A 25,066-nucleotide genomic window follows, 5' to 3' on the forward strand; every position below is an offset into this window, starting at 1 on the left:
CTACCGGATAAGAGGTGGGGTTGAATCCGTACCGTACGCTTATCGACGCATTCGACGCTGTGTCCTGCGTGCTTCGTGCCGACGTTGTGGATGACGGTACGGGAACCACCTGATGACCGGTCGAGTGTTCGATGGTGGATCCCCAACCGGTCAGAAGGGATCTACTGTTTAATCGTCCCGTACGGCGTCGATGATCTTCTCTTCTGCCTCCCGGTCCGGCCCGTTTTCGACGCCATCCCGCCCATGCTCCCGGTGGGCCTGTGCCGTCGTTGCGACTGCCTCGGCGGGGTCGGTCGACTCCCAGCCCAACGCGGCCAGCTTCTCGGTCGCCGCCAGCGCCGGGTCCGGCGTGTACAGCGGGAAGTCGGTCGGCTCGACGCCCGCGGCGGCGAGGTCCGCGGGGCCGGTCTGAACGATCGATACGTCGGTATTCAGCCCGTCGGCGACAAGTTCGAGCGATCGAGAGAGCGAGAACGTGTCTCGGTCGGCCACGTTGTACCACTCGCCGGCCTCGCCGCGTTCGGCGACGATTCGGAGCGCGCTGGCAACGTCCTCGACGTAGACGCGGTGGAGCAGGCTGCCGCCGTCGAACGGCACCGCGACCTCGTCGTACTCCGCGACGCGGTCGGTCCAGTAGGCGAAGCGCTCGGTGTAGTCGTGCGGGCCGTAGACCAGCATCGGTCGGACGGCCATCGCGGTCACGCCGTCCTCGGCCGCGCGGGCGACGACGCGGTCACCCTCGGCCTTCCGCGGGCCGTAACTCTCCACGTCGTCGTCGGTGGCCTGCTCGGGCGTGCAGTCGTGGAGGGCGGTCCCGTCCTCCCGCATCGGGACGTCCGGCGCGTCGTAGGCCGACCCGGAGGAGACGTAGACGTACGCGTCGGCGGCCGCGAACACGTCGGTCGCCGTCTCCACGTCGCCGGGGTGGTACGCGCAGGTGTCGATGACGACGTCGGGGTCGGCGGCGTCGCGCGCGGTTTCGAGGGCCTCGCGGTCGGTCCGGTCGCCGTGGACCGAGTCGACGCGGTCGTCGTCGGCGAACGGGTTCCCGGATTCCCCGCGCGTGAACGTGGTCACGCGGTAGTCGTGGTCGAGCAGTTCCGAGACGGTGTGGCGGCCGACGAAGCGCGTGCCGCCGACGACGAGCGCGGTGTCTGTCACGGTCGTCCGTGGGCGCCTCGGGGCAAAAACGCGTGCACTCCGGCAGCCGAGGCTAGGAGTCGTCGTCCGCCGACCCGTCGGTCGGGACGCGGTCACGGAGCCAGTCGATCCCCTCGGCGACGCGACACTCGTCCGTCCCGGTCACCTTCAGCCGGTTCCGACCCTCCGTGGAGGGGTAGCTCCCGACCACGAGGTCGAACGCCTCGCGGAACTCGGCGAGTACCGCCGTCAGCGACCCCTCGGGCGCCGTCGTCTCGAGGCTCTCGCTGACCGAGTCGCCCCCGAACTCCGCGGCGACCAGTTCGAACATGGCCTCGAACTCCGCGGGCGGGCCGGGGAGCACGTAGACGTTCTCGATCACACAGCCCGGACAGAGCCCCTCCGGGTTGAGCAGGGGTCGCGCTCCCCCGGGCGTCGCGCCCCACGCTTCCAGATCGAGGTCGATTTCTTCGGGATCGAGGTCGGCGGGGTCGACGCCCCGGTAGTCGGCCAGCTGCTCGATCAGGTCCCCTCTGACCGCGTCCTCGAGCACCAGCTCGCGGCCGAACGCGTCGGCGACGGCGTCCATCGTCACGTCGTCGTGCGTGCCGCCCAAGCCGCCACCGACGAGGACCGCGTCGAACTCCGCGCCCCAGTCGGCGACGACCTCGCTGATCAGGGCGTCGTCGTCGGGGATCGTGAGCATCCGGACGACGTTCGCGCCCTGCTCGGTCAGCCGGGCGGCGAGGCGCTCGGCGTTGGTGTTGCTCGTGTCGCCGGCGAGGATCTCGTCGCCGACGGTGACGATGGCCACGTCCATGCCGGAACCGAGGAGCGCCGCGCCCGTGAGTCGTTCGGCTCCGGTGGCGGCCGTCGAACGCCGGAGCTATCAACCGCGGCGGCCCAGCGACGACGATGGCGTGGTACTTGCTGCTCGCGGCGGGCCTGTTCGAGGTGGCGTGGGCGATCGGGCTGGAGTACTCCGAGGGGCTAACCAAACCGATCCCCACCGCCGGAACCGTGCTGGCGCTGATCGCGAGCATGCTGCTGCTCGCGAAAGCCGTCGAGGAACTACCGGTCGGGACCGCCTACGCCGTCTGGACCGGGATCGGCGCCGTCGGGACGACACTGCTGGGGATCGCGCTGTTCGACGAGCCCGCGACCAGTTCGCGGCTGGCCTTCATTGGCGTGATCGTCGTGGGGATCGTCGGCCTGCACTCGGTGTCGGCGTGAAAACGGGCCCGAGGACGGACGCGCCGCGGCGCGTCGATCAGTAGGACTTCGCGAAGTACGCCGTCTCGTCGGCGTCGTCGCCACAGACCGCACACTCGGCGTCGCCTTCGAGTACGTCGTCGTGGTGTTTCTCCTCGTCGTCGGGGAACGGGACCATCACGATCTCGGCGGCCATCTGCTCGCTGATCTCGTCCTCGCAGTCCTCGTCGCCGCACCACGGCGTCCGGACGTAGCCGCCGTGTTGGCCGAGCGTGCCCAGGATCCCGGCGCGGTCGTCGGCGTCGCGGACGTTCTCCTCGATGTTCTCCTCGGCGGCGGCGAACAGTTTGGCGTACACCGTGTCGAGCTCCGCCTGAACCCCCTCGGCGACGTTCTCGCGGTCGAGCGTGACCTCCTCGCCGTCGGGACGGTGGACCGCCGTGATCTCGCCGTCCTCGACCTCGTGGGGACCGATCTCGAAGCGGACGGGGACGCCCTTCAGTTCCCACTCGTTGAACTTGAAGCCGGGATTGCGCTCGTCGCGGTCGTCGAGTTCGACGCGGACGCCCGCGTCCTCGAGGTCGTCGACGACTTCCTCAGCGTAGCCCAGCACTTCGTCTTTAGTGTCGGACTGCCAGATGGGGACGACGACGACCTGCTCGGGCGCGAGCGTCGGGGGCAGCACGAGCCCCTGCTCGTCGGAGTGGGTCATGATCAGCGCGCCCAGCGAGCGCCACGAGAAGCCCCACGAGGTGGTGTGGGCGACGCGCTCCTCCTCGTCCTCGTCGCTGAAGGTGATGTCGAACGCCTCCGCGAACGACTGGCCGAGGTGGTGTGAGGTCGCCCCCTGCACGGACTTCCCGTCGGGCATCAGTGCTTCGACGGTCGTCGTCGTGTCGGCGCCGGGGAACTTGTCGTGGTCGGGCTTCTGCCCGCGCATCACGGGGATCGCGAGGACGTCCTCGTAGACCTCCTCGTACTGGTCGAGGCGGAGGAGCGTCTCCTCCCACGCCTCGTCGTGGGTCTCGTGGGCGGTGTGGCCCTCCTGCCAGAGGAACTCCTTGGTGCGGAAGAACGGCTTCGTCTCGGTCGCCTCCCAGCGCACGACGGAGGCCCACTGGTTCACGCGCAGGGGAAGGTCGCGGTGGCTCCGGACCCACTGGGACATGTAGGGGGCGATGATGGACTCGGAGGTGGGCCGGACCGCCAGCCGCTCCTCGAGTTCCTCGTGGCCGCCGTGGGTGACCCACGCGACTTCGGGGTCGAACCCCTCGACGATGTCCTTCTCGCGTTCGAGGTAGGACTCGGGGATGAACATCGGGAAGTAGGCGTTCTGGACGCCGGTGTCCTTGAACCGGGCGTCGAGCTCGCCCTGCACGCGCTCCCAGAGCCCGTAGGCGCGCGGGCGGGCGACGATGAACCCGGACATCCCCTCCGGGCCGTAGTTGGTGAGGCCCGCCTTCTGACAGACTTCGGCGTACCAATCGCCGGTGGCGTACTCCTTGGACTCGGTGATCCCGAGCGTCTGGTCGTCGTCGTCGCTCATACCGCGACGAAGTGGTGGTCGCGGCTTAAAACGTCCGAAGGTGTGTGCCCCTGCCCCGCGCTCACGTGGCGGCGTGAATCATACGGGTTGTGGGTCACACGGGTCGTAGGTCACAGTGAGGGCGCCACGCCGGTCTCGATCCGTACCTCCTGCGGTTCGGCGTCGCTGTAGACGAACCGGCCGCGGAACGTCTCGCCGTCGAGGACGTGGGGGAGCCACTCGCGGTCGGTCTGCCACATCTCGTCCAACGGGAGGTCGTCCACGGGGAACCACCGCGGATCGGCTTCCTCGGTCTCCTCGGGCGTGCCCGCGTACTCGGTCGCGCGGAACACGTGGACGACGGCGTCCCAGTCGTCCGACCGGTAGACGAACACGCCCACCTTCTCCGGGTCCAGTACGTCGATCCCGACCTCCTCGCGCACCTCGCGGACCACACACTCCCGAACGGTCTCGCCGGGTTCGACTTTCCCGCCCGGGCCGACCCACTGGTCGCTTCCGACGCCGCGTTTCTTGTGGATCAAGAGCGTCTCGTCGCCGGCCGCACCGTCGTCGCCGTCCGGCTGCCCGTCGCCGGCCGCACCGTCGTCGCCGTCCGGCTGCCCGTCGCCGGCCGCACCGTCGTCGCCGTCGACGAGGTGACAGAGCGTCGCCGCCGGCAGGTCGTCGACGGGATCCTCCTCGAACACGGTCGGCACTTCGTCGGTACGCGAAAAAGCGTGTCGGCCAGTAGTGTGCACCCGTTTTGGGAAGGTTTTTACCACCGCGCGGGGATATTTCCGGATAAGCGGGTTCTCGCTGTACTTTCCCGCGCGGCATCACCGAAGCGATCACCGCTACTCTCGCGTCGGGCAACGCCGCCGACGCGAGCGTCTTCGACACATGAGTCAAGTAGATACGCAACTCGAGGAGTTGAAAAGTGAGATCGAGGCCGAAATCCCGAGCACGATCTCCATCACCGACGTGAAGTACGAGGGGCCGGAGCTGGTCGTCTACACCCGGGACCCCAAGGAGTTCGCCGGCGACGGCAACCTGGTCCGCCAGCTGGCCTCCAAGCTTCGGAAGCGCATCACGGTCCGTCCGGACCCGTCAGTGCTCTCCAGGCCGGCGGAGGCCCGCGAGAAGGTCAAGGACGTGATCCCGGAGGAGGCCGGCGTCCAGGACCTGGATTTCCACGAGGACACCGGCGAGGTCGTCATCGAGGCCGAGAAGCCCGGCATGGTGATCGGCCGCCACGGCTCCACGCTCCGGGAGATCACCCGGGAGGTCGGCTGGACCCCCGAGGTGGTCCGGACGCCGCCGATCGAGTCCTCCACGGTCTCGAACGTTCGGAACTTCCTGAAACAGGAGCGCCAGGAGCGACGGGAGATCCTCGAACGCGTCGGCCGGCAGATCCACCGCGAGGAGATGCAGGACGAGCAGTGGGTCCGGATCACCACGCTCGGCTGCTGTCGCGAGGTCGGCCGCGCCGCGTTCATCCTCAACACCGCGGAGACGCGCGTGCTGGTCGACTGCGGCGACAAGCCCGGCGCCGAAGGTGAGGTACCCTACCTCCAGATCCCGGAGGCGCTTGGCGCCGGCGCCCAGAACCTCGACGCGGTCGTGCTGACCCACGCCCACCTCGACCACTCCGCGCTGATCCCGCTGCTGTTCAAGTACGGCTACGACGGCCCCATCTACTGCACGGAGCCGACCCGTGACCTGATGGGCCTGCTCACGCTCGACTACCTCGACGTGGCCGCCAAGGAGGGACGGACGCCGCCGTACGACTCCGCGCAGGTGCGCGAGGCCATCAAGCACTGCATCCCGCTCGAGTACGGCGACGTGACCGACATCGCGCCCGACCTCAAGCTCACCTTCCACAACGCGGGCCACATCCTCGGCTCCGCGGTGAGCCACTTCCACGTCGGCGACGGCCTCTACAACGTCGCGTTCTCGGGGGACATCCACTACGACGACACCCGCCTGTTCAACGGCGCGGTCAACGACTTCCCCCGCGTCGAGGCGCTGGTGATGGAGTCGACCTACGGCGGCCGCAACGATTACCAGACCGACCAGGAGGACTCCGAGGAGGCGCTCATCGAGGCCATCAACGACGTCCACGACAAGGGCGGGAAGGTGCTCATCCCCGCCTTCGCCGTCGGTCGGTCCCAGGAGATCATGCTCGTCATCGAGGAGGCGATGCGCTCGGGCAAGATCCCGGAGATGCCCGTCCACCTCGACGGGATGATCTGGGAGGCGACGGCGATCCACACCACCTACCCCGAGTACCTGCGCGACGACCTGCAGGACCGCATCTTCCACGAGGACGAGAACCCGTTCCTCGCCGAGCAGTTCAACCACATCGACGGCGGCGAGGAGGAGCGACAGGAGGTCGTCGACGAGGGGCCGTCGATCATCCTCTCGACCTCCGGGATGGTCACCGGCGGCCCGATCATGTCGTGGCTCCGCCACCTCGGCAGCGACCCCGACTCGACGCTCACCTTCGTCGGCTACCAGGCACAGGGGACGCTGGGCCGACGCATCCAGAACGGCTGGGACGAGATCCCCGTCTCGGACTTCGGGTCGAACCGCGACGGCCGCACGTCGACGCTCACGCTGGAAATGGACGTCAACACCGTCGACGGCTTCTCCGGCCACGCCGACCGCGAGGGGCTGATGAACTTCGTGCGCAACATGAGCCCGCGCCCGGAGAAGGTGCTCTGCGTCCACGGCGACGAGAGCTCCGTGCAGGACTTCTCCTCGGCGCTCTACCACGAGTTCAACATGCGCACGTTCGCGCCGAAGAACCTGGAGACGTTCCGGTTCAAGTGAGCCGTTTCCCGGGACGGCCGCCGTAGCTCTCTCCGCTTCCCCCGTTTCGCCGCTTCAGTCGTCGGGCGACGACGCCGCCTCCGTTGGCGCCGCCTGTGACTCTCGGAGTTCGACCGTCCGGTCGGCCGCCGCCCGGGCGAGTTCGTCGTACCGGCTCTCGGCCCAGTCGACAGCGGCGTCGTCGTCGGTCCAGAGTGCGCCCTGTACGGCGCCGTCGTCGGTGTAGACCAGCGTCGCCGCTCGTTCCGCGGTGACGAACAGGCCGTAGGTCGGGCCGTCGACGCTCCCGACGGACGCCGTCCGTGCCGTCGCCATCCCCTCGATCAGGTCGGGCTGATACGACTGTATCGACGAGAGCAGGTCGGGGGTGAGCAGTAGGTCGAGCGACACGCCGGAAGTCGACTGCTCGCGAAGTCGCTGGAGCAGGTGCGGACCGGTCGGCGTCGGGAGGTACGCCCGAATCCGGTCCCCGTCGTCGAGAAGTTCCGACACTGCATCGAGAGACTGGAACGGCGGGGCGTCACTCGTGTCGTTCACCGTCGCGCTGGCGACGAACTCGGCGTCGATGGTCTCTCCCTCCGGGAGTGCCCGAAGTACGTCGCCCGCTTGGTCGATCGACCGGACGCTCGACACGTAGGAGAGGTAACGCTGTGTGAGTAGTTCGCCCTTCGGCGTCACCGCGTAGCCGCCGGCGCGCTTCTCGACTAAGTCGTGCTCCCGGAGACGCCGGAGCACTCGCGACACCGTCGAACGTGAGGCTGAGAGCTCCGCCGCGATTTCGTGGGGCTGTCGGCGATCCTCGGAGAGAACGCGCAGATACTCGGTCCGCTCGGCGAGAACGTCGATGATCTCCCGAACGCTGTCCGACTCGGTCATCGACGGACTCCAGCGAACCCACTCACTAAAGCATACTGTAGATGAACGTTCTTGCCGAGTGTTGGTACTTGTCTCGCCGAAGGTGGAAGGCTGCCAGATGTCGGTCGATGACCAGTGGTCGGAAAACACGGGCCGACGAATCAATACGCAGTCGGGTGGCTCAGAGACTGAGCCAGCGTGTCACTCAGTAGGTACAAACTCGTCGCACCGTTGCTGTCACACGAATGTCGGCACACGCACATCCGCTCGGTACCGTGGAGTCACTCGACGAGGGAGCCATCGAGTCGTTCGCCGCCGCGCTGGACGGCGACATCGTGCTCCCCGACGGCGAGGAGTACGACGACGCCCGCAACGTGTGGAACGGACTGATCAACAAGTACCCGGCCGTGGTCGCCCGCGCCGAGAACGCGAGCGACGTGGCAGAGTCGGTCGCGTTCGCGCGAGAACACGACCTCGCGCTCTCCGTCTCCGGCGGCGCCCACAACCAGACGGGCAGCGCCGTCGTGAATCAGGGCGTCGTGGTCGACCTGAGTCGGATGGACGGCGTCGGCGTCGACCCCGACACGGAGGTGGCTCGCGTCGGTCCGGGCGCCCGCGCGGAGGACGTACTCGCGGAGACCCAAGAGTACGGCCTCGCGGCGCCCACCGGGAGCGCCGGCGACGTGGGTATCGCTGGTTCCACGCTCGGGGGCGGGATCGGTTGGATCCGGCGCAAACACGGCCTCGGCATCGACGCGCTCCGCCGCGTCGAAATCGTCACTCCTGACGGGGAGATTCTGGAAGCGACACCCGAGCAGAACGCCGACCTGTTCTGGGCGCTCCGTGGCGGCGGCGGCAACTTCGGCGTCGTCACCGAGTTCGAGTTCGACCTGTACGAGGTCGGGCCGATGGTACAGGGGCTGGGCATCTTCTACCCGGCCGACCTCGCCGAGGAAGTGATGGACGCCCACAGCGAGGTGGTCGAGAACGGCCCAGAGGAACTGACCACTATCCTGCTCAGTGGCCACGTGCCGAACTTGCCGCCGATGCCGGACGAACTCGCGGGCACCGACGCCGTCGCCATGCTCGGTGCCTACGCCGGCGACCCCGAGGACGGCACCGAGGCCATCGCGCCGCTCCGCGAGATCGGCGAACCACTGCTCGACATGAGCGACGTGATGCCCTACGAGATGCTCCACGACCTCGGCACCCAGATGTACCCGTCGGGGCGGAAGTACACCCACCGCTCGGTGTTCGTCGACGAGTTCGGCCCGGAGATTCGCGAGATCGTCCGCGAGCAGACCGAGGCCGCGCCGGCACCGATGGCCGCTATCGGGGTCTGGCCGCTGGGTGGAAACATCGGCGACGGTTCCGAGGCCGCCTACCCGTGGAACGACAAGCAGTACATGATCACCGTCGAGGGCAACTGGGAGGCGTTCGAGAACCGCCCCGTCCTCGACTGGGCGGCCGAGACCGACCGCCTGCTCCGCGAGGCCGGCGGTGAGGGCGCCTACGCCGGGTTTACCGGCGTCGAGGAGCGTGACTGGGAGGACTGGGCTCAGCAGGTGTACGGCGACAGCTACGACCGCCTCGCGACGGTCAAAGCCGAGTACGACCCCGAAAACGTGTTCAGCCAGAACGTCACTATCGACCCCGAGGACGCCTGAGCATGGACGACGGTCGCCAACAGCCTGACGCCGCCGAGCGCATCCTCGTCGACGACGAGATGCCGCCGGCGTTCGAGCGATAGTTACGGAGCCTGTCGGACGTCACTCGGAACCCGATCACTCCGCCGCTGGCGACCGCCGGTGCGGCGCTGATTCTGGCGACCGTCGGCTACCGGAGCTACGGTCTCGCGACGACGAACCACCCCCTGACCGGGCTACTCGTTCCCGTCGTGGCCGTTGTGACGTACACCATTGCGAAACGGCTCTGGGAGATTCAGCACCGCCACGTCGTCTGCGAGCTGGCGAAGGAGGACGAACTCGACCGGCTCAGCTGAGAACCGACGCAGTTCCGCCTCTCTCGACGGCGTCAGTCGTCGGCGACGACCTCTGCCGGGTCCACCACGTCACCGGCGAGTTCGTCGACGCCGACCTGATCGCAGTGCTCTACCAGCGGGCAGGCTTCGGGCCCGTCCAGACACGCCGGTTCCCGGGCCGTACAGTACTCCCGGCCGAACTGGATCATCGCCGTGTGCCCGAACCCGCACTTCTCGGGCGGGACGGCGGCCTCGATCGCCTGCCGGACCTGTTCGTGGTCGGCGTCGGCGGGTGCGAGGCCCATCCGGCGCGCGATGCGGTGGACGTGGGTGTCGACCGGGAAGACGCCACCGCGGCCGCCGGAGAACAGCAACACGCAGTCGGCGGTTTTCGGGCCGACGCCCTTCATGTCGAGGAGCGCGTCGCGGACCTCGTCGGGATCGTCAGCTTTCACGAACTCGTCGAAGCCCTCCTCGCCGCCGTACTCGTCGACGACTCTGTTCGCGAGCCGGATGATCGTCTCGGACTTCCGGTTGTACAGCCCCGCGGCGGCGATCGTTTCGGCGAGTTCGTCCTGTGCCGCGTCGGCGAGGCGCTCGGCGAGGTCGGCCTCGTCGCCCCCGAATCGCTCCATCAGGCTGTCGTGTGCCGGCTGGCTCGCCTTGTCGCTCGTGTTCTGACTCAGGATCGTCCGCACGAGACACTCGAAGCCGTCCTGGCCGCCGTAGGCCTTCTGCCAGTACATCCCGCCGAGTTCGTCGACGACCGCCTCGGCGCGCGTCTCGGGCTCGCCGTCGTCGCCGGGCACGACCGTCTCGCCGCCGCCGGGGCCGCCGCTGATGTTCCTCGACGGCTCGTCGGGTCGGTCGTCGGCGTCGTCGCTCATGTACCGGTGTTGGCTCGTCTTCCGCAAAAAGCGCCCGGCAGCGGCGAACCGCTACCGCTCGACGGTGAGCGTCAGCGTCAGCGCCGCCCCGTCGGCGAGCGCGTCGATCAGCTCCCGGTCCAGATCGGCGGCGGCGCCGTCGGCGCCGACGAAGACGGTCCGGTCGTCGACGTACTCGCTGGTCCGGCCGACGAGGCTACAGTCGCCGTCGAAGGTGAGCTCCGGGTCGCCGCGGGCGGTGATCGTATCGGTGACCGTCTCGCCGTCGAGTTGGGCCTCGAACTCGGCGGTGATCGTCGCGTCGGGGGACCGGCAGGCCGAGACGAACGCCTCGTCGAACTCGGCGGGCGTCGTGTCGGCCTCGACGCCGACGATGCAGTCCCCCGCGGGGGTGAGCCAGTCGTCGCTGGTCACCTCGACGGTGCTCCCGTGGGTGCCCGTGACGTGCTCGTGGCCGCGCGCGTGGATCCGTTCGACGGCGGTCGTCCCGTCTCCGTCCCCTCCCTTCTCGCCCCCGTCTCGGACCGCCTCGTCGTCGCCCGCGCCGGGTGTGGCGTCGGCGTCGTTCATACCCGCAGGTCGGTGACGCCGCGGCAAGTGCTTGCCGAACTCGAACGACCCTCCGGGCGGTGTGTGGGTCCGTGACGGCCGATAGAGACCGTGTGAAGCAATTACACCCACGATCCACCGAAGAATTTAACTACGGGAGTATCATACATCTAGGTACCAGAACGCCTCCGGCGCTGGTGGCACCGCACGCAGAATGATCGGGAACTCTTATCCACGATTTACTGCGGTTTCACGAGCGTCCGCTGTGTCCGGAGGGCGGATGGTACAGAGGTTCGATTAGCATGGTAACGAAACAGGACGTACTCGAGAAGTACGACATCGAAGCACTGAACGAATCGGATAACGTCGACCTCCCCGACGAGAAACTGGAGGACGGTTCTAAGGGCGAACTGATCAAACTCGCCGGCCAGCTCCGCGACCGGCGGAACGACCTGAACCAGATCGCCTCCGAGCGCGCGTCCAAGCGGGACGACCTGAACGCCAAGACCCGGGAGAAGGTCGACGAGGCACAGGAGCACCGCGAGAAGCGCGACGACCTCAACGAGCAGGTCCAGGAGCACAAGGAGAAGCGAAACGAGCTCAACGCCGACGCCAACGAGCTGTTCGACGAGGTCGAGGAGATGAAGGAGGACCTCGAACTCGACGACGGCAAGGACGCCGAGGAGCTCCGCGAGGAGATCGAGGACCTCGAGTTCCGCCAGCAGACCGAGGTGCTCTCCGCCGAAGACGAGCGCGAACTCATCGAGAAGATCGAGGAGAAGCGCGAACAGCTCGCCGAGCGCGAGGAGAAGGTCGACCAGAGCGACGAGCTCGAGGAGAAGATCGAGAAGGCGGAGGAGGTCCGCTCCGAGGCCAGCCAGCACCACCAGAAAGTGACGGAGCTGGCGGACAAGGCCCAGGAGCACCACAACGAGATGATCGAGGCCTACCGTGAGGCCGACGAGATCCGCGACGAAGCGGACGAGATGCACGACCTGTTCGTCGAGGCCCAGGAGGCCGCGGACCGCCACCACGAGGACTTCGTGCGCGTCCAGAAGCGCCTGCGCGAACTCGACAAGGAGGAAGAGGAGGAGCGCAAGGACGAGCGCGAGCAGAAGATGGAAGAGGAGAAGGAGGAGGCCGAGGAGATCTACCAGAAGTTCAAGGAGGGCGAGACTCTCGACACCGAGGACCTGATGAAGCTCCAGAAGACCGGCCTGCTGTAAGTTTTCGACGCGACGGACCGCAATTCGTTTTTCGCCGACGCCGCGCCCGCTAGCCCCCGGGCCGTCGACGCCCGCCGCGGCCACCATTTTTTGTACCACGGCGTCGCAGTACCCCCCATGTCAAACACCTCCGACCGACTGGGGCAACTACTCGTGATCGCGGGCGCGACCCTCTTCGCGCTGCTCGCGGGCTGGCTGCTGTTCGTGGTGTTCGTCACGGACCTCGCGGACCTGTTCGGCGTCCTCCTCGTCCTGCTCCTCGGTGCGGCTGCCGTCCGGTTCGCGGCCGGGCTGGCGGGGAGTCAGTTCCCGACGTACAACGTCGCCGAGGTCGGCGTCGAGGGGCCGATCACCCGGGACGGCGGCGGCAGCAACCCCGTCCCGACGGGGCCGGTCGGGGCGACCGCCGACGAGATCGCCGAACAGATCGACCACGCCGACGAGGACCCCGCGGTCGACGCGCTGCTGGTCAAACTCAACACCCCCGGCGGCGAGGTGGTCCCCAGCGAGGACATCCGCAACGCGGCCGAAGCGTTCGACGGCCCGACGATCGCCTACGCGACCGACGTGTGCGCGAGCGGCGGCTACTGGATCGCCTCCGGCTGTGACGAGATCTGGGCGCGCGAACCCTCCGTCGTCGGCTCGATCGGCGTGATCGGCTCCCGGCCGAACGTCGCCGACCTCGCGGACCGACTCGGCGTGAGCTACGAGCAGTTCACCGCCGGCGAGTACAAGGACGCCGGCACCCCCCTGAAGGAGATCGAGGACGACGAACGGGAGTACCTCCAGGGGATCATCGACGGGCTCTACGACCGCTTCGTCGACCGCGTCGCCGAGGGGCGAGCCCTCGACGAGAGCGAGATCCGCGACACCGAGGCCCGGATCTACCTCGGCGACGAGGCCGCCGAGATGGGGCTCGTTGACGAGATCGGCACGCGCGAGGACGTGACCGACCGCCTGGAGGACGAACTCGGCGAGGAGGTGAGCGTCCGCGAGTTCGAACCCCAGCGCGGCCCGCTGGCCCGCGTGGGCATGGGCGCCCGCGCGGTCGCCTACTCGTTCGGTGCGGGGATCGCCAGCCGCGTCGACGCCGACGGGTTGGGGTTCCGGTTCCGAACGTAGGCGTGATCGACCCGCCGGGACAGGCGACCAGCTGTCGGGAACTGACCAGAAGCTTAACGTCCCGGCGCCCGTCCCTCCGGGCGTGAGCACGCTGGTCCTCTGTGTGGACCGCTCGAACGACGTCGGCGACAAGACGGGCGCGTCGATGCCGGTCGCCGGCTGGGAGGCGGTACGCTCGCTCGTCACCGACGTTGGGCTGGCCGACCCCGAGGACGCGAGCGTCAACTGCCTGCTCGAGGCCCTCCGCGTCACGCGGGACCTGACCGACGGCGGCGACGACGCCACCGTCGCAGTGGTCTCCGGCGGCGGCGACTCCCGGGTCAACGCCGACCGCGCGATCGCCCGACAGATCGACGACCTGCTGGAGCGCTACTCCCCGGACTCGGCCATCGTCGTCGTCGACAGCGCCGAGGACGAACGGGTCGTCCCGATCGTCGAGTCCCGGGTCGGCGTCGACGGCGTCGACCGCGTCGTCGTCCGGCAGGCGCGGGACATCGAGTCGACCTACTACCTGCTCAAGCAGTTCCTCGGCGACGAGGAGATGCGCAAGACGGTGCTGGTCCCCCTCGGCGTCGCCCTCCTTGTCCTGCCGGCGCTGGCGATCCGGTTCTCCACGCAGGTCGCGATGGCCGGCCTCGCGTCGCTACTGGGCGCGGTGTTGCTGTTCAAGGGACTGGCGATCGACGATCGGCTGGAGAGCACCCCCGAGCAGGTTCGCGAGGCGCTCTACTCCGGGCAGGTGTCGGTGGTGACCTACGCCGTCGGGGTCGGACTGGCGCTCGTCGGCGCCTTCCTCGGCGGGCTCTCGGCGACCGAAGCGAGCGCCGAACCCGCGCTGATCCGGTTCGTCCTGTTCGTCTACGACGCGGTGCCGTGGCTGGCGTTGGCGGCGCTGACGGCCTCCGCCGGCCGGGTGGTCGACGAACGGATCCGGGACGGCCGGCTCTCCTCGCCCGTGTTGAACCTCCCCTTCGGCGTCGTCGCCGTCGGACTGGTGATCCGCGGGTTCGCGGGCTACTTCCTCGAACAGCAGGCCGACATCCCCCACCTGACGCTCTCGCTGTTGACCGTCGAGATCACGTTCCAGCCGGGCCAGCGCCTGCTGGGGTTCATCGTCGCGGGGATCGTCGTCTCGCTGGTCGGCGTCCGGGTCGCGTCACAGGTTACCGAGGACGTGGCGGAGGAGAACGTCGCCGCCGAGGAGTCCGACGGCGACGTGGAGCAGTCCTAGAACTGGCCGGAGCTCGACGGCGTCGACTGTTGCTGCTGGGGCCGGATCACGTCCGCCAGCGCGACGACGCCACCGAGCAGCCAGCCGAGGGGGACGGCGATCCCGAACCACATCGCGACGTAGGCCGGTCCCTCGAGCGCGAACTGATCGCGGATGAGCTGGTTCAGTCCGCCGACCGTCAGCACGTTGTCGAGGAGCCAGATCGCGAGGTTGGTCGACCCCGTGAGCACGCCGGCGAGTGCGGGGGAGTACAGCGCCGCCACGACCGGGGGGAGGAACAGCGCGGTCATCGCCGCCGGATACGCGAGCAGCACGCTGGTCAACCGGCCACCGCGGCGGGAGAGGACGAAGGCGAGTCCGGCCGAGACCGTCGCGACGGCGCCGGCGGCGCCGACGGCGACCAGCCCGTCCGTCGAGAACTGCCTGACCCAGGCGCCGACAGTCAGCAGCCCCCACGATACTGCGGCCAGGCCGACGACGCCGACGATCCCCAGTCGGGTGGTCGCCGAATCGAGTTTGGTCGCGTAGTAGCGCGTCGCGAAGCCGAGCAGGAGGAGCGGGTAGCCGATCACGACCAGCGGGATCCCGATCGCGGCCCACGCGTAGTAGGCCGCCTTCTGTGGCCCGGTTTCGGGCTCCCACCGCCCGAGTACGCTGCTGGGGTTGAGCTGTCTGGGGAACACCAGCTCCATCCACGTCGCGTGGAGGCGCGCGACGTCGATACGGATCGCGTCGATCAGCCCGGTTCTTTGCCCTTGCATTGAGCGAGTAGAGCAGTCCCGCCGAAGTGAAAGTTGCGGTGCGGCGAACGCCTAACTAATGACGCCCGTCGGACAACCTCACCGGTTCCAGGGGCCGAAGTCCGGATCGACCATCCGCCGGCCGGCGTCGAGGTCGTCGATGCGCTCGAGTTCGCCCTCGTCGAGTTGGAGCGAGAGCGACGCCCAGTTGTCGTGGAGGTGCGCCTCGCTGGAGGCCTTCGGGATCGCGGTGACCCCTCGCTCGCGCAGCCACGCCAGGCTCACCTGTGCCTCGCTGACGCCGTGGGCGCCAGCGATGTCGCTGACGGTCTCGTGACCGAACACTTCGCCGCGGGCCAGCGGCGAGTAGGCGACCGGCTCGATGCCGTGCTCCTCGGTCGCTTCGCGGACGGCCTCCTGCTGGAGCATCGGGTGACACTCGAACTGGTGGGCGAATATCTCGTGGTCGGCCTGGGCGACGGCGGTCCCGATCTGGTCGGGCTCGAAGTTGGAGATGCCGATGCGCTCGGTGACCCCCTCCTCGACCAGTTCGTCGAACGCGCGGAACGTCTCGACGGGGTCGTACGCCTCCGCCGGCCAGTGGACGTACAGCAGGTCGACGTGGTCGACGCCCAGGTTGTCGACGGCGTCGTAGGCGGCGTCGACGGCGTCGTCGTGGCCCAGGTCCGAGTTCCAGATCTTGGTTGCGAGGAAGACGTCGTCGCGGTCGACGGCGCTGCGTTCGATCCCGTCGCCGACCAGGTGTTCGTTGCCGTAGGCCTGTGCGGTGTCGACGTGGCGGTACCCCATCTCGAGTGCGGTCGCGACCGCCTCGGGACAGGTCCGTTCGTCGGTGAGTTCCCACGTGCCCATGCCGAGCATCGGCATCCCGTTGGCTCGCGGGCAGTCCGTGGCGGTCGGGGTCGCGTCGCCGGTAGGCTTCTCGCTCATCGTGTTCGAAGGGCGGGGCTTGGGCCGAAAAGGGGTTGTGGCCTACCGCGAGTCCGAGAACCGTTCGCGCGCGAACTTCGCGAGCAGCGGCACGTCACTCAGACGGAGCAGGTTGCGCATCGCGCCGAGGTTGCCGGCGTTGACCTTCGCGAGCGTCTCCTCCTCGGTGGCGTTCAGGTCGGTCATCAGCTTGTCGTAGCGGGAGTTGGGCGCGAGATAGAGCAGCTCCGTCATCAGCAGGCGCTCGCGCATCCGCGGGGCGACCTCGCTGTGCCAGAGCTTGTTGTACACCGCCATCGCCGACGCCGAGGTGTCGGGGTCCTCGGGGGTGAGACAGCGGTCGGCTGTCGTCGCCGCCGCGCGGCCGGACTGCATCCCCTTGTGGATCCCCTCGCCCCAGAGCGGGTCGATGGTGGGGACGGTGTCGCCGATGGCCATGAAGTTGTCAGTGCTGAGCTCGCCCGGCGTCTGGATGTGGGCCGAGCCGCGGTGGACCTTCCCCTCCAGCCGTTCGGCGTTCTCGAAGCGCGGGTCGGTGTCGAGCCAGTACTGGAGGTAGTCGTCGATGCTCATCCCCTCCTTGCCGTGCTTGCGGTGGCTGTCGTTCTGGATGTAACACAGCCCCACCTTCGCCTCGTCGCCGCCGGTGTGGAAGATCCAGGAGTAGCCGCCGGGCGCGAGGTCGTGGTCGAGGCGCAGCATCATCGAGTCCGTCAGGTCGGCGTACTCGGGGTGGTCGATCTCGATCCCCGCCATCTCGTACTCCACGCCGATGGCCTGCTTCTTCCGTTCGAGGTCGCTGACGCCCAGATCCTTCGCCAGCGGCGCGGCGGGCCCGGTGGCGTCGACGACGATGTCGCCGTACACCTCCTCCTCGCCGTTGTACCGCACGCCGACGGGCTTGTCGTCCTCCGTGATCGGTCGGGAGACGCGGGCGTCGAACCACACCTCCGCGCCCTTCTTTCGGGCGTCGGCGACGAGCCACTGCTTGAACTCCGCGAACTCCAACACGGCGCCGGGCTGGTTCTGGACGTAGTGGTGGTTGGGCGACTCGAGCACGACGTCGTCGGTGTAGTTCATCACCACGTCGTCAGGGACGCCGAAGGACGCCATCATCGACGGGAACGTGCCGGCGGTCGACTTGTTGCTCTGACGCGGGAACTCGTCCTCCGACTCCAGTTCCAGGAGGACGACGTCGTAGCCTCGCTGGGCGAGGTCACGGGCACACTGTGCGCCCGCCGGCCCCGCCCCCGCGATGACCACGTCAAAACGGTCGGACATGAACACACGAAGCGGCGTGTGCGTAATGAGTGTTGCTAACTCCGGAGTGAAACGCTGCGAGCCAGTGGCGTACTACGGCGGTTTCCAGTCGGGTCGAACGGGACGGAACGCTCGGGATCGTAACACCGGGTTCCATATCGGGCCCGGTAACAGGTGAGCCGCGGCCTCGCATCCGAAACACCCGCAGTCTTGCTCCCACCCGTGTTTTGTTACCCTGCTCGCCCGTCCGGGTAGGCGGATGGAACTCTTCGGCCGACGGGTGGGGAGTGTCTGGCGGCGGGCGGCCGGCCTCGGCTGGCCCGTCGCCGTCCAGCACACGTTCACGACGTTGATGCGGACCGTCGACATCATCGTCACCGGCCTGTTTTCCCCCGCCGCCGTCGCCGCCGTGGGGTTGGCTGACCTCTACGCGCAACTCCCCCTTCGGGTCGGTCTCGGCCTCGGTGCAGGTGCGATCACGCTGTCGAGTCAGGACACCGGCCGCGACGCCGAGGTGAGCCGGGACCGCGCCATCACGTTGGCGCTGGTCATCGGCGCGCTCTGTGGGCTCCCCCTCGTGGCTGTGGGACTGTTCCACGGCCGGCCGCTCATCGCATTACTCGGCGCGGAGCGGGAAGTCGCTCGACTCGGCGGCCTGTACCTCACGCTCGTCTTCGGCGTCGCCCCCATGCGCATCGTCGGTCTCGTCGGCGCGCGAGCACTGCAAGGTGCCGGCGATACCCGGACGCCGATGGTGCTCAACGGCGGCGTCAACCTCGTCAACGCCGGGCTGACGGTCGCTCTCGGCCTCGGTATCTGGCAGTTCCCGCGGATGGGGATCGTCGGCGTCGGCCTGGCGACGGCCATCAGCCGCACCATCGAGGCGGCGCTCGTCACCGCCGCGATCGCGACGCCCCGTACCGCGCTCTCGCTGGAACCGACGTGGGACACGACCGTCGCACGACAGGTGGTCAGCGTCAGCCTGCCGTCGTTCGCGGAGGGGATGAGCACCTCGATCGCCAACTTCCCGTTCAACTCCCTGCTGTTGCTGTTCGGAACGGAGGCCAACGCCGCGTACCACATCGGCCGGCGGGTGTACCAGCAACTCACCGGGCCGCTCTACCGGTCGGCCAGCACCGTCACCAGCATCATCGTCGGGCAGGCCCTCGGCGAGGGGAAGGCGGCCGAGGCGCGACGCGACGCCGTCTCGCTGCTCGTGCTCAGTTTCGCGCTGCTGACGGCGGCCGGTGCCGTCATGTTCCTCGGCGCCGAGCGCATCGTCGCCGTGTTCACGAACGACCCCGCCACGAGGAGGCACGCGGTGGCGTTCACGCGCGTGTTCGCCGTCTCGATGCCCTTCTTCGGAGTGTTCTTCCCGCTCGCGGGGGCGCTACGGGGGGCCGGCGACACCCGGACGCCGTTCTACGCCCGGCTCGCCGGCACGTTCGTCTTCCTGCTTGGCGCCTCGTACGTGCTCGCCGTCCCGCTCGGCTACGGGCTGGTCGGCGTCTACGTCGGGATGGTGTTGAGCTACGCCTGCTGGGCGGTCATCGTCGCCGCCGGCTTCTACTGGGGCGGCTGGGCCGACACTGCGGCTTCGATGATCGCCGAGCGGGAGGAGGAGAGCGAACCGGAGGGCGAGTAGCCGCGGACGGCCTCAGTAGAACTCGCGGACGAGGTCCGTCGCGTTCTCGGGGGCGCCGTCCGGGATCTCGGTCATGTCCTCGGTGACGCCGTGGGCCTCGTGGTAGGGGACGGAGTTCTCGTCCTGGTAGAGGATCCCCTGATACTCGTTGCCGTCCATGATGCGGTCGGTGGCGTCCTCCTTGTCGGACGGGTCGTGGTCGGTCTCCGCGAGGTCCGTGAGGTTGTCGCGGAAGTAGTCGTACGTGTCCGTGTCGTTGAACGTGACACACGGCGAGAACACGTTGACGAAGCCGAAGCCGTCGTGCTCGATGGCCTGCTGGACCAGTTCCGCATGGCGCTGGGAGTCCGACGCGAACGACTGCGCGATGAACGTCCCGCCCGCGGAGAGCGCGAGCGCGAGGGGGTTGACCGGCGGCTGCTTCGGCCCCTCGGGCGTCGTCGACGTCTCGAAGTCCTCGCGCGAGGTGGGCGAGGCCTGGCCCTTGGTGAGCCCGTAGATACGGTTGTCCATCACGACGTAGCTCATGTCGACGTTCCGGCGCACCGCGTGGATGAAGTGGCCCGAGCCGATGGAGTAGCCGTCGCCGTCGCCGCCCGCGACCATCACTTCGAGGTCGGGGTTGGCCATCTTCACGCCCGTGCCCACGGGGAGCGCGCGGCCGTGGACGCCGTGGAGCGCGTAGCTGTGCATGTACGTGCCGATCTTGCCCGAACAGCCGATGCCGGCGACGACGAACGTGTTGTCGGGGTCGTTGCCCGTGTTCGCCAGCGCCTTCATCATGCCGTTCATCGTCCCGAAGTCGCCGCAGCCGGGACACCAGGTGGGCTGCTTGTCAGATTTGAAGTCGATGAATCGAACGTCGCTGCTCATTGGAGCACCTCCGTGATCTCTTCGGCGAGCTCGTCCGCTTTGAACCCGACGCCGTTGTACTTGTTCACCCGATCCACGCGCTGGAGCGTGTCGTGCTCCAGCACGTCCGCGAACTGCCCGGTCGCGTTACACTCGACGACGGCGACCTGCTCGGCGTCCTCAACGGCCTCCGTCAGGTCCGGCCGCGGGAACAGGTACGGCACCGAGAGGAACCGGAACTCCGGCGCGTCCTCGTCCATCAGGTCCATCGCCTCGACGATGGTCCCCTCGTTGGACCCCCACGAGACGACGAGGTTGTCCGAGTCCGGGTTCCCGAACTCACGGGGACTCCAGTCCTCCCGTTCCTTCGCGGTCTCGACCTTCCGCTGGCGCTTCTGGACCTGCTCGACGCGGATCTCGGTGTCCTCGGTCCGCCGGCCGAGCTCGTTGTGCTCGAGCCCCGTGGACATGTGCGCGCCGTCGGTCGTGCCGGGGAGCGCGCGCGGACTGATGCCGTCCTCGGTGGCGGCGTGGGCCCGGAAGCGTCCCTCGTCGTCGAGCCACTCGTCGATCTCGTCCTCGTCGACGATCTTCCCGCGGTCGATCTCGACCTCGTCCATGTCGAACGCCTCCGGCGGGAACGTCTGCTCGGTGACCGCCATCTCGAGGTCGGCGATCAGGTAGACGGGCGTCTGGTACTTCTCGGCGAGGTTGAACGCCTCGACGGTCTTCCAGAACGCCTCCGAGATCGTCGTCGGCGCGACGACGAACCGCGGGATCTCGCCGTGCCCGCCGAACAGGGCCATGTTGAGGTCGCCCTGCTCCTGCTTGGTCGGCATCCCCGTCGAGGGCCCCGAGCGCATCACGTCACAGATGACCAGCGGCGTCTCGCTCTGGGCGACGAGGCCGAACGTCTCGGCCATCAGGTCGATACCCGGCCCGGAGGTCGCGGTCATCGACCGCGCACCCGCGCGTGCCGCGCCCAGCGCCATGTTGATCGCCGAGAGCTCGTCCTCGGCCTGCACGACGTGGCCGCCGTAGCGCTCGAGTCGCCCGGTCAGGTACTCCATCACGTCGGTCGCGGGGGTGATGGGGTAGCCCGAGTAGAACCGGCAGCCGGCCGCGAGGGCGCCCATGCCGATCGCCTCGTCGCCGTTGATGAGCACGTAGTCCTCGTCGGTGGTCTCGAGCTCGTACTCGAAGTCGTCGCACTCGGCCTCGTAGTTCTCCGCGACGTACTCGGCGCCGAGTTCGGCGGCGGTCTTGTTGTTCTCGACGATCGACTGGCCCTTGTCGCTGAAGCGCTTCTCCAGCGAGGAGCCGAGGTGTTCGATCGGGAACTCCGTGACCTCACACGCCGCGCCGAGCGCGACGATGTTGCGCATGATGGCGCCGCCGGCCTCCTCGGCCAGCGATTTGAGGGGGACGTCCATCCCGACCATCCCGTCGGGGATCTCGAGGTCGGCCATCGACGTGCGCTCGCCGTCGTAGATGATCACCGACCCCTCGTGGAGTTCGTCGACGTTCTCGTCGACGGTGCGCTGGGTCAGCGCGATCAGCACGTCGAGGCGGTCGACGGTACTCTCGACCTGCTCGATCGAGGTCCGAACTTTGTACGCCGTGTACCCGCCGCGGATACGTGAGGCGAAGTCTTTCGACGTGAACACGTGTCGACCGGCCCGGGACAGTGCTCTCGCGAAGATCTTCCCGGTCGAGTCGATGCCATCGCCGGCCTCGCCGCCGATGGCCCAGTTGAAGTCCGCAGGCATGCTGGCACGAACTACCTCCGGCGCCCGCAAAAGCCTTCTGAAGCGCCGGGTCAAACGGTCAGTTACGACCGTGTGGAACCGGGGAAAGGTGACCGTTCGTGTCGATCCCCGGTTCGCCGGGAAGGGAAGCGGCTTTCCCCGCCGAGACGGAACCTCGCGGCATGGACGCCACCGTCGTCGACCGCGAGTCGGTCGGCCCCGACACGTTCACGCTGACGTTCGAGACGCCCGAGGGGTTCGAGGGGCTCGCCGGCCAGTTCGTCCGGCTCTCCGGTGCGGTCTCCGGCGAGAGCTACGCGCGGTTCTACACGCTCTCCTCGCCCGACACCGAGGACACCTTCGAGATCACCGTCGAGGTCGCCGAGGAGGGCGGCCCCTTCAGCGACTACCTCGCCGACCTCTCGGCCGGCGACGAGGTCGCCGTCGCCGGCCCGTACGGCGAGGAGTACTACGACGGCGAGGCGCGCGCGGTCGTGCTCGCGGGCGGCCCCGGCGTCGGCGCCGCCGTCGCGATCGCGGAGGCGGCCGTCGCCAACGACGCCGAGGCCGCGGTCGTCTACCGGCACGACGGCGAGCCGGCCCACGCGGAGCGACTCGACGCGCTCGTCGACGCGGGCGCCGACGTGACCACCCTCGGTGAGGGCGACGACGCCTTCGCCGCCGCAGTCGACGACGCGCTGACGAACGCGGCGGGCGAAGGCGTGTTCGTCTACGGATTCGCGGGGTTCGTGGAGACCGCGACCGAGGCGATCGAGGCCGCGGGCGGCGATCCGGACGGCGCGAAAGTCGAGTCGTTCGGGTAGCTCGGGGTCGGGACCGAACCAAAGTATTCACTATCGGGCGTCTACAACCCGGGTGTATGGATAACGACGACGCCCTTTCTCGCCGCTCGTTCCTCCGAGCAGGCACCGTCGGCGCCGCGACGGCGGCGACAGCCGGGACCGCGGCGGCACAGGAGGGGACCGAGACCGCGACCCCGACCGGAACGTCGAACGGGACGGCGACTGGGACGTCGACGGGGAACGGGACCGCGACCGGAACCAGCACCGGTGGCGGCGGCGGTGGCGGCGAGACCCACACCGTCGACATGACCGACGATCTCGTGTTCGACCCGGACGAGATCACGATCGCCCCGGGGGACACGATCGTCTGGGAGAACGTCGGCACCGTCGGCCACAGCGTGACGGCCTACGAGGACGAGATCCCCGAGGAGGCGGAGTACTTCGCCTCCGGCGGCTTCGACGCCGAACAGCCCGCACGCGACGCCTACCCCGAGCAGGGGGACATCCCCGGCGGCGAGTCCTACGAACACACGTTCGAGGTCGAGGGGGAGTACGGCTACTTCTGTATTCCCCACGAGCAGGTCGGGATGGTGGGTACGGTCATTGTGTCCGCCGACGCGGGTGGTGATGGCGGCGGCGGTGGGGCCGCCGGCCCCGCGGTGCCCGACAGCGCGAAGACCCTCGGCGTCGGCGCCGCCTTCGCGATGGTGGCGACGCTGCTGATCGCCTTCTTCTTCCTGAAGTACGGCGGCGACAACCCCGGTCACGAGACCGAGGGGTAGGCTACAGTAGGCCGCCGCCCTTGAGGTTCTCGTAGCAGTTCAGGTACGTGTCGAGCACGGCGTCGTGATCGAACTGCTCGAAGGAGTCGCTGTGCTCGCGGCGCGGGACGTTCCCGGCTTCGGTGATCACGTCGGCCAGTCCTTCCGGGCTCGTCACCCGGCGGCCGCGGTCGACGCCCTCCACCAGCTCGTGCGCGCTGGAGTCGGCCTGGTACTCGACGACGCCCAGACAGCCACACGCCAGCGCCCGGAGGAGTTCGGTCGCGAACACCTCGGCGGAGGCCGTCTGCGCGAACACGTGTGCGCCCTTGTAGATGCTGACGCGTTCACGCTCCGAGAGCGCGCCGGTGAACGTGATCCGGTCGTCGATCCGGAGGTCGCGGGCGGCGGCCTCGATCGGCTCGCGTTCGGGGCCGTCCCCGACGATGGCCGCCGACCAGTCGCGTCGGCGCCGCTCGGCGAGCGCAAGTAGCAGCGTGCCCACGTTGGCGTGTTCGTCCAGCCGTCGGGCGTACACCACGTCGAACCGGTCGTCGGTCGGTGCCTCCCGGATCAGGTCCACGTCGATGCTCTCGGGGACGATCCGGACCGCCCCGTCGTCGGCGCCGTGTTCGCGGACGCGCGTCCGGACCAGCTCCGAGGGGGTCGTCACCAGATCCGCCCCCGCTGCGGCCCGGGGTTCGCTCCCGGGCTCGTTCGGGCCGTCACCGAACCAGTCGACGAGCACGGGCGTCCGGAGCATCGTCCCGACCTTCTCGGCGACGGCGACGTGTCGCGGCGGGCCGTGAACCGCGTGGATCACGTCGGCGCCGGTGCGCCACAGCGCCGTCGGGAGCTTCGCGGCGAAGGCGCCGGTCGCGGGCTCGCGGGTCACCCGGCGGTACTCGATGCCCTCGTGTTCGAACGTCGGGACGGCGTCGCCGCCCCACCACTGCGAACAGAGATACGTCACGTCGTGGCCTCGATCCGCCAGCATGCGGGCGGTCCGCTGCGCTCGCTCCAGCCCCCGCCGTTCGACGTGGTGGGCGGTCTCCATGGAGACGAACGCGACGTGCACGGCGAGTGGTTGCTCCGCGGGGGGTAAAAACTGCCCCGACTCGGTTTGCCGGTGGCGGGGACCCCTCGCGGCGGGTAGTCACCGGTAGCTAAGTAAGGGGCGAACGGCTATTGGGAGTAATGGCAAACTCGACTTCGAAGAACGACGGCGCCACCGGCACGACGGAGGAGGAGCAGTACTACGCCAACCGCCTGCTGCTCATCACGCTGCTGTGGCTCGTGCTGGTGCTGGGCGCCGGCGTACTGATGATCTACTTCCTGTAAAAGACGGTCGTCGGTGCACGGCGGCGCCGGCCAAACTGTGCCGTATCGGTTACAGCATCCCCTGTGCTTCCAGCCCCTCCATCACGTCGTCGACGAGCGTCTCGACGTCGCTGTAGGGGAACTCCTGCTCGCCACCGAGCTTCGCGGCCAGTTCCATCGCCGTGAAGGAGACGTCGCCCGCCTCGAACTTCGTGCTCGGCCCCTGAGGGAGGGCGGGAACGAGGTCCATCTGGCTGTCGACGGGGAAGTCGGCACCCTCGAAAGCGTCGGTGAGCTGTGCACGGAGTTCGCGTTCGGTTTCTTCGTCGGCCATACTCCCCAATGCCGCCGAAGGTCGGATAAGCGTTTCCGAAACGCGGGGGAACGTCTCGGCGGTTCCACCCACGCCCGGAAGAACCCGCGTGA

Annotated in this window: 24 protein-coding genes; 10 read left to right on the forward strand and 14 right to left on the reverse strand. The window is 68.5% G+C overall.

All coding sequences use genetic code 11. The annotated features are described in order from the left end of the window. Positions 1-168 precede the first annotated feature (168 nt). A complete protein-coding gene (locus BMZ83_RS07910) occupies positions 169-1,161 on the reverse strand; it encodes an NAD-dependent epimerase/dehydratase family protein (RefSeq protein WP_074877403.1) in 993 nt (330 codons plus the stop codon). Positions 1,162-1,213: 52 nt separating this feature from the next. After that, positions 1,214-1,960, reverse strand: a complete 747-nt coding sequence (locus BMZ83_RS07915; RefSeq protein WP_074877405.1) for a competence/damage-inducible protein A — start codon at positions 1,958-1,960, stop codon at positions 1,214-1,216. A gap of 95 nt (positions 1,961-2,055) precedes the next feature. On the opposite strand from BMZ83_RS07915, the gene BMZ83_RS07920 reads away from it, so the two are divergent. Continuing rightward, positions 2,056-2,373, forward strand: coding sequence for a DMT family transporter (locus BMZ83_RS07920; RefSeq protein ID WP_074877407.1), 318 nt, complete (start codon positions 2,056-2,058; stop codon positions 2,371-2,373). Between the two features lie 37 nt (positions 2,374-2,410). Here BMZ83_RS07920 and proS read toward each other — a convergent pair whose 3' ends face one another. Further along, positions 2,411-3,898 carry a proline--tRNA ligase gene (proS, locus tag BMZ83_RS07925; RefSeq protein WP_074877409.1) on the reverse strand — a complete coding sequence of 496 codons (1,488 nt, stop codon included), beginning with the start codon at positions 3,896-3,898 and terminating at the stop codon, positions 2,411-2,413. A gap of 110 nt (positions 3,899-4,008) precedes the next feature. Continuing rightward, a complete protein-coding gene (locus BMZ83_RS07930; protein WP_166623228.1) occupies positions 4,009-4,584 on the reverse strand; it encodes an 8-oxo-dGTP diphosphatase in 576 nt (191 codons plus the stop codon). A 193-nt stretch (positions 4,585-4,777) separates the two neighbouring features. Between BMZ83_RS07930 and BMZ83_RS07935 the strand changes: the two genes are divergently transcribed. After that, positions 4,778-6,709 carry a beta-CASP ribonuclease aCPSF1 gene (locus tag BMZ83_RS07935; protein WP_074877411.1) on the forward strand — a complete coding sequence of 644 codons (1,932 nt, stop codon included), beginning with the start codon at positions 4,778-4,780 and terminating at the stop codon, positions 6,707-6,709. A 54-nt stretch (positions 6,710-6,763) separates the two neighbouring features. Here the strand turns inward: BMZ83_RS07935 and BMZ83_RS07940 are convergent, their stop codons facing one another. Beyond that, positions 6,764-7,585: a winged helix-turn-helix domain-containing protein gene (locus BMZ83_RS07940; protein ID WP_074877413.1), complete on the reverse strand. Its 822-nt coding sequence runs from the start codon at positions 7,583-7,585 to the stop codon at positions 6,764-6,766. 224 nt (positions 7,586-7,809) lie between these two features. Here BMZ83_RS07940 and BMZ83_RS07945 point away from each other — a divergent pair, with 224 nt between their 5' ends. Then, a complete protein-coding gene (locus tag BMZ83_RS07945; protein WP_074877415.1) occupies positions 7,810-9,231 on the forward strand; it encodes an FAD-binding oxidoreductase in 1,422 nt (473 codons plus the stop codon). Positions 9,232-9,598: 367 nt separating this feature from the next. Here BMZ83_RS07945 and BMZ83_RS07950 read toward each other — a convergent pair whose 3' ends face one another. Together BMZ83_RS07950 and BMZ83_RS07955 are read right to left on the reverse strand one after the other, a co-directional pair. Then, entirely contained in the window at positions 9,599-10,432 is an 834-nt protein-coding gene (locus BMZ83_RS07950) for an endonuclease III domain-containing protein (RefSeq protein ID WP_074877418.1), read from the reverse strand. Between the two features lie 51 nt (positions 10,433-10,483). Next, entirely contained in the window at positions 10,484-11,002 is a 519-nt protein-coding gene (locus BMZ83_RS07955; protein WP_079990137.1) for a DUF371 domain-containing protein, read from the reverse strand. 281 nt (positions 11,003-11,283) lie between these two features. Here BMZ83_RS07955 and BMZ83_RS07960 point away from each other — a divergent pair, with 281 nt between their 5' ends. The 3 genes from BMZ83_RS07960 to BMZ83_RS07970 all read left to right on the forward strand — a co-directional run bounded on the left by BMZ83_RS07960 (position 11,284) and on the right by BMZ83_RS07970 (position 14,560). Further along, a complete protein-coding gene (locus tag BMZ83_RS07960; RefSeq protein WP_074877420.1) occupies positions 11,284-12,207 on the forward strand; it encodes a coiled-coil protein in 924 nt (307 codons plus the stop codon). Between the two features lie 117 nt (positions 12,208-12,324). Beyond that, on the forward strand, positions 12,325-13,329 hold the full coding sequence (gene sppA, locus BMZ83_RS07965) for a signal peptide peptidase SppA (RefSeq protein ID WP_074877422.1): 1,005 nt from the start codon (positions 12,325-12,327) through the stop codon (positions 13,327-13,329). Positions 13,330-13,411: 82 nt separating this feature from the next. Next, positions 13,412-14,560, forward strand: coding sequence for a DUF373 family protein (locus BMZ83_RS07970; RefSeq protein ID WP_074877424.1), 1,149 nt, complete (start codon positions 13,412-13,414; stop codon positions 14,558-14,560). Here BMZ83_RS07970 and BMZ83_RS07975 read toward each other — a convergent pair. The 3 genes from BMZ83_RS07975 to BMZ83_RS07985 all read right to left on the reverse strand — a co-directional run bounded on the left by BMZ83_RS07975 (position 14,557) and on the right by BMZ83_RS07985 (position 17,532). After that, positions 14,557-15,321 carry a hypothetical protein gene (locus BMZ83_RS07975; RefSeq protein ID WP_074877425.1) on the reverse strand — a complete coding sequence of 255 codons (765 nt, stop codon included), beginning with the start codon at positions 15,319-15,321 and terminating at the stop codon, positions 14,557-14,559. The two genes, BMZ83_RS07970 and BMZ83_RS07975, sit on opposite strands and share 4 nt — an antisense overlap. Before the next feature lie 78 nt (positions 15,322-15,399). Next, positions 15,400-16,251 (reverse strand): aldo/keto reductase, encoded by an 852-nt coding sequence (locus BMZ83_RS07980; protein WP_074877427.1) that lies wholly within the window; start codon positions 16,249-16,251, stop codon positions 15,400-15,402. A gap of 42 nt (positions 16,252-16,293) precedes the next feature. Further along, the gene (locus BMZ83_RS07985) at positions 16,294-17,532 is read right to left on the reverse strand and encodes a digeranylgeranylglycerophospholipid reductase (protein WP_074877429.1); all 1,239 of its coding nucleotides are present in this window, start codon (positions 17,530-17,532) and stop codon (positions 16,294-16,296) included. 238 nt (positions 17,533-17,770) lie between these two features. Between BMZ83_RS07985 and BMZ83_RS07990 the strand changes: the two genes are divergently transcribed. Further along, positions 17,771-19,156, forward strand: a complete 1,386-nt coding sequence (locus BMZ83_RS07990) for an MATE family efflux transporter (RefSeq protein ID WP_074877430.1) — start codon at positions 17,771-17,773, stop codon at positions 19,154-19,156. 12 nt (positions 19,157-19,168) lie between these two features. On the opposite strand, the gene BMZ83_RS07995 is transcribed toward BMZ83_RS07990, so the two are convergent. Both BMZ83_RS07995 and BMZ83_RS08000 read right to left on the reverse strand, forming a co-directional pair. After that, positions 19,169-20,029 carry a 2-oxoacid:ferredoxin oxidoreductase subunit beta gene (locus BMZ83_RS07995; protein ID WP_074877432.1) on the reverse strand — a complete coding sequence of 287 codons (861 nt, stop codon included), beginning with the start codon at positions 20,027-20,029 and terminating at the stop codon, positions 19,169-19,171. Beyond that, entirely contained in the window at positions 20,026-21,777 is a 1,752-nt protein-coding gene (locus tag BMZ83_RS08000; protein WP_074877434.1) for a 2-oxoacid:acceptor oxidoreductase subunit alpha, read from the reverse strand. The genes BMZ83_RS07995 and BMZ83_RS08000 overlap by 4 nt, the downstream gene beginning before the upstream one ends. Before the next feature lie 161 nt (positions 21,778-21,938). Here BMZ83_RS08000 and BMZ83_RS08005 point away from each other — a divergent pair, with 161 nt between their 5' ends. Both BMZ83_RS08005 and BMZ83_RS08010 read left to right on the forward strand, forming a co-directional pair. Further along, positions 21,939-22,580: an FAD-dependent oxidoreductase gene (locus BMZ83_RS08005; protein WP_074877437.1), complete on the forward strand. Its 642-nt coding sequence runs from the start codon at positions 21,939-21,941 to the stop codon at positions 22,578-22,580. Positions 22,581-22,636: 56 nt separating this feature from the next. Continuing rightward, the gene (locus tag BMZ83_RS08010; RefSeq protein WP_074877439.1) at positions 22,637-23,341 is read left to right on the forward strand and encodes a plastocyanin/azurin family copper-binding protein; all 705 of its coding nucleotides are present in this window, start codon (positions 22,637-22,639) and stop codon (positions 23,339-23,341) included. Position 23,342: 1 nt separating this feature from the next. Here the strand turns inward: BMZ83_RS08010 and BMZ83_RS08015 are convergent, their stop codons facing one another. Beyond that, positions 23,343-24,398 carry a glycosyltransferase gene (locus BMZ83_RS08015; RefSeq protein WP_074877441.1) on the reverse strand — a complete coding sequence of 352 codons (1,056 nt, stop codon included), beginning with the start codon at positions 24,396-24,398 and terminating at the stop codon, positions 23,343-23,345. A 119-nt stretch (positions 24,399-24,517) separates the two neighbouring features. On the opposite strand from BMZ83_RS08015, the gene BMZ83_RS16835 reads away from it, so the two are divergent. Continuing rightward, positions 24,518-24,661, forward strand: coding sequence for a hypothetical protein (locus BMZ83_RS16835; RefSeq protein ID WP_166623229.1), 144 nt, complete (start codon positions 24,518-24,520; stop codon positions 24,659-24,661). A 49-nt stretch (positions 24,662-24,710) separates the two neighbouring features. Here the strand turns inward: BMZ83_RS16835 and BMZ83_RS08020 are convergent, their stop codons facing one another. Continuing rightward, on the reverse strand, positions 24,711-24,974 hold the full coding sequence (locus tag BMZ83_RS08020; protein WP_074877443.1) for an MTH865 family protein: 264 nt from the start codon (positions 24,972-24,974) through the stop codon (positions 24,711-24,713). Positions 24,975-25,066 lie beyond the last annotated feature (92 nt).

The organism is Halolamina pelagica, from assembly GCF_900115675.1.
In the GTDB taxonomy this organism is placed as follows: Archaea; Halobacteriota; Halobacteria; order Halobacteriales; family Haloferacaceae; genus Halolamina; species Halolamina pelagica.

What these genes read in the sequence shown, in the direction of transcription:
- BMZ83_RS07915 (WP_074877405.1), bottom strand. Translation starts at nt 1,960, where the DNA reads ATGGACGTGGCCATCGTCACCGTCGGCGACGAGATCCTCGCCGGCGAC.
- BMZ83_RS07920 (WP_074877407.1), top strand. Translation starts at nt 2,056, where the DNA reads ATGGCGTGGTACTTGCTGCTCGCGGCGGGCCTGTTCGAGGTGGCGTGG.
- proS (WP_074877409.1), bottom strand. Translation starts at nt 3,898, where the DNA reads ATGAGCGACGACGACGACCAGACGCTCGGGATCACCGAGTCCAAGGAG.
- BMZ83_RS07935 (WP_074877411.1), top strand. Translation starts at nt 4,778, where the DNA reads ATGAGTCAAGTAGATACGCAACTCGAGGAGTTGAAAAGTGAGATCGAG.
- BMZ83_RS07940 (WP_074877413.1), bottom strand. Translation starts at nt 7,585, where the DNA reads ATGACCGAGTCGGACAGCGTTCGGGAGATCATCGACGTTCTCGCCGAG.
- BMZ83_RS07945 (WP_074877415.1), top strand. Translation starts at nt 7,810, where the DNA reads ATGTCGGCACACGCACATCCGCTCGGTACCGTGGAGTCACTCGACGAG.
- BMZ83_RS07950 (WP_074877418.1), bottom strand. Translation starts at nt 10,432, where the DNA reads ATGAGCGACGACGCCGACGACCGACCCGACGAGCCGTCGAGGAACATC.
- BMZ83_RS07955 (WP_079990137.1), bottom strand. Translation starts at nt 11,002, where the DNA reads ATGAACGACGCCGACGCCACACCCGGCGCGGGCGACGACGAGGCGGTC.
- BMZ83_RS07960 (WP_074877420.1), top strand. Translation starts at nt 11,284, where the DNA reads ATGGTAACGAAACAGGACGTACTCGAGAAGTACGACATCGAAGCACTG.
- sppA (WP_074877422.1), top strand. Translation starts at nt 12,325, where the DNA reads ATGTCAAACACCTCCGACCGACTGGGGCAACTACTCGTGATCGCGGGC.
- BMZ83_RS07975 (WP_074877425.1), bottom strand. Translation starts at nt 15,321, where the DNA reads ATGCAAGGGCAAAGAACCGGGCTGATCGACGCGATCCGTATCGACGTC.
- BMZ83_RS07980 (WP_074877427.1), bottom strand. Translation starts at nt 16,251, where the DNA reads ATGAGCGAGAAGCCTACCGGCGACGCGACCCCGACCGCCACGGACTGC.
- BMZ83_RS07985 (WP_074877429.1), bottom strand. Translation starts at nt 17,532, where the DNA reads ATGTCCGACCGTTTTGACGTGGTCATCGCGGGGGCGGGGCCGGCGGGC.
- BMZ83_RS07990 (WP_074877430.1), top strand. Translation starts at nt 17,771, where the DNA reads ATGGAACTCTTCGGCCGACGGGTGGGGAGTGTCTGGCGGCGGGCGGCC.
- BMZ83_RS07995 (WP_074877432.1), bottom strand. Translation starts at nt 20,029, where the DNA reads ATGAGCAGCGACGTTCGATTCATCGACTTCAAATCTGACAAGCAGCCC.
- BMZ83_RS08000 (WP_074877434.1), bottom strand. Translation starts at nt 21,777, where the DNA reads ATGCCTGCGGACTTCAACTGGGCCATCGGCGGCGAGGCCGGCGATGGC.
- BMZ83_RS08005 (WP_074877437.1), top strand. Translation starts at nt 21,939, where the DNA reads ATGGACGCCACCGTCGTCGACCGCGAGTCGGTCGGCCCCGACACGTTC.
- BMZ83_RS08010 (WP_074877439.1), top strand. Translation starts at nt 22,637, where the DNA reads ATGGATAACGACGACGCCCTTTCTCGCCGCTCGTTCCTCCGAGCAGGC.
- BMZ83_RS16835 (WP_166623229.1), top strand. Translation starts at nt 24,518, where the DNA reads ATGGCAAACTCGACTTCGAAGAACGACGGCGCCACCGGCACGACGGAG.
- BMZ83_RS08020 (WP_074877443.1), bottom strand. Translation starts at nt 24,974, where the DNA reads ATGGCCGACGAAGAAACCGAACGCGAACTCCGTGCACAGCTCACCGAC.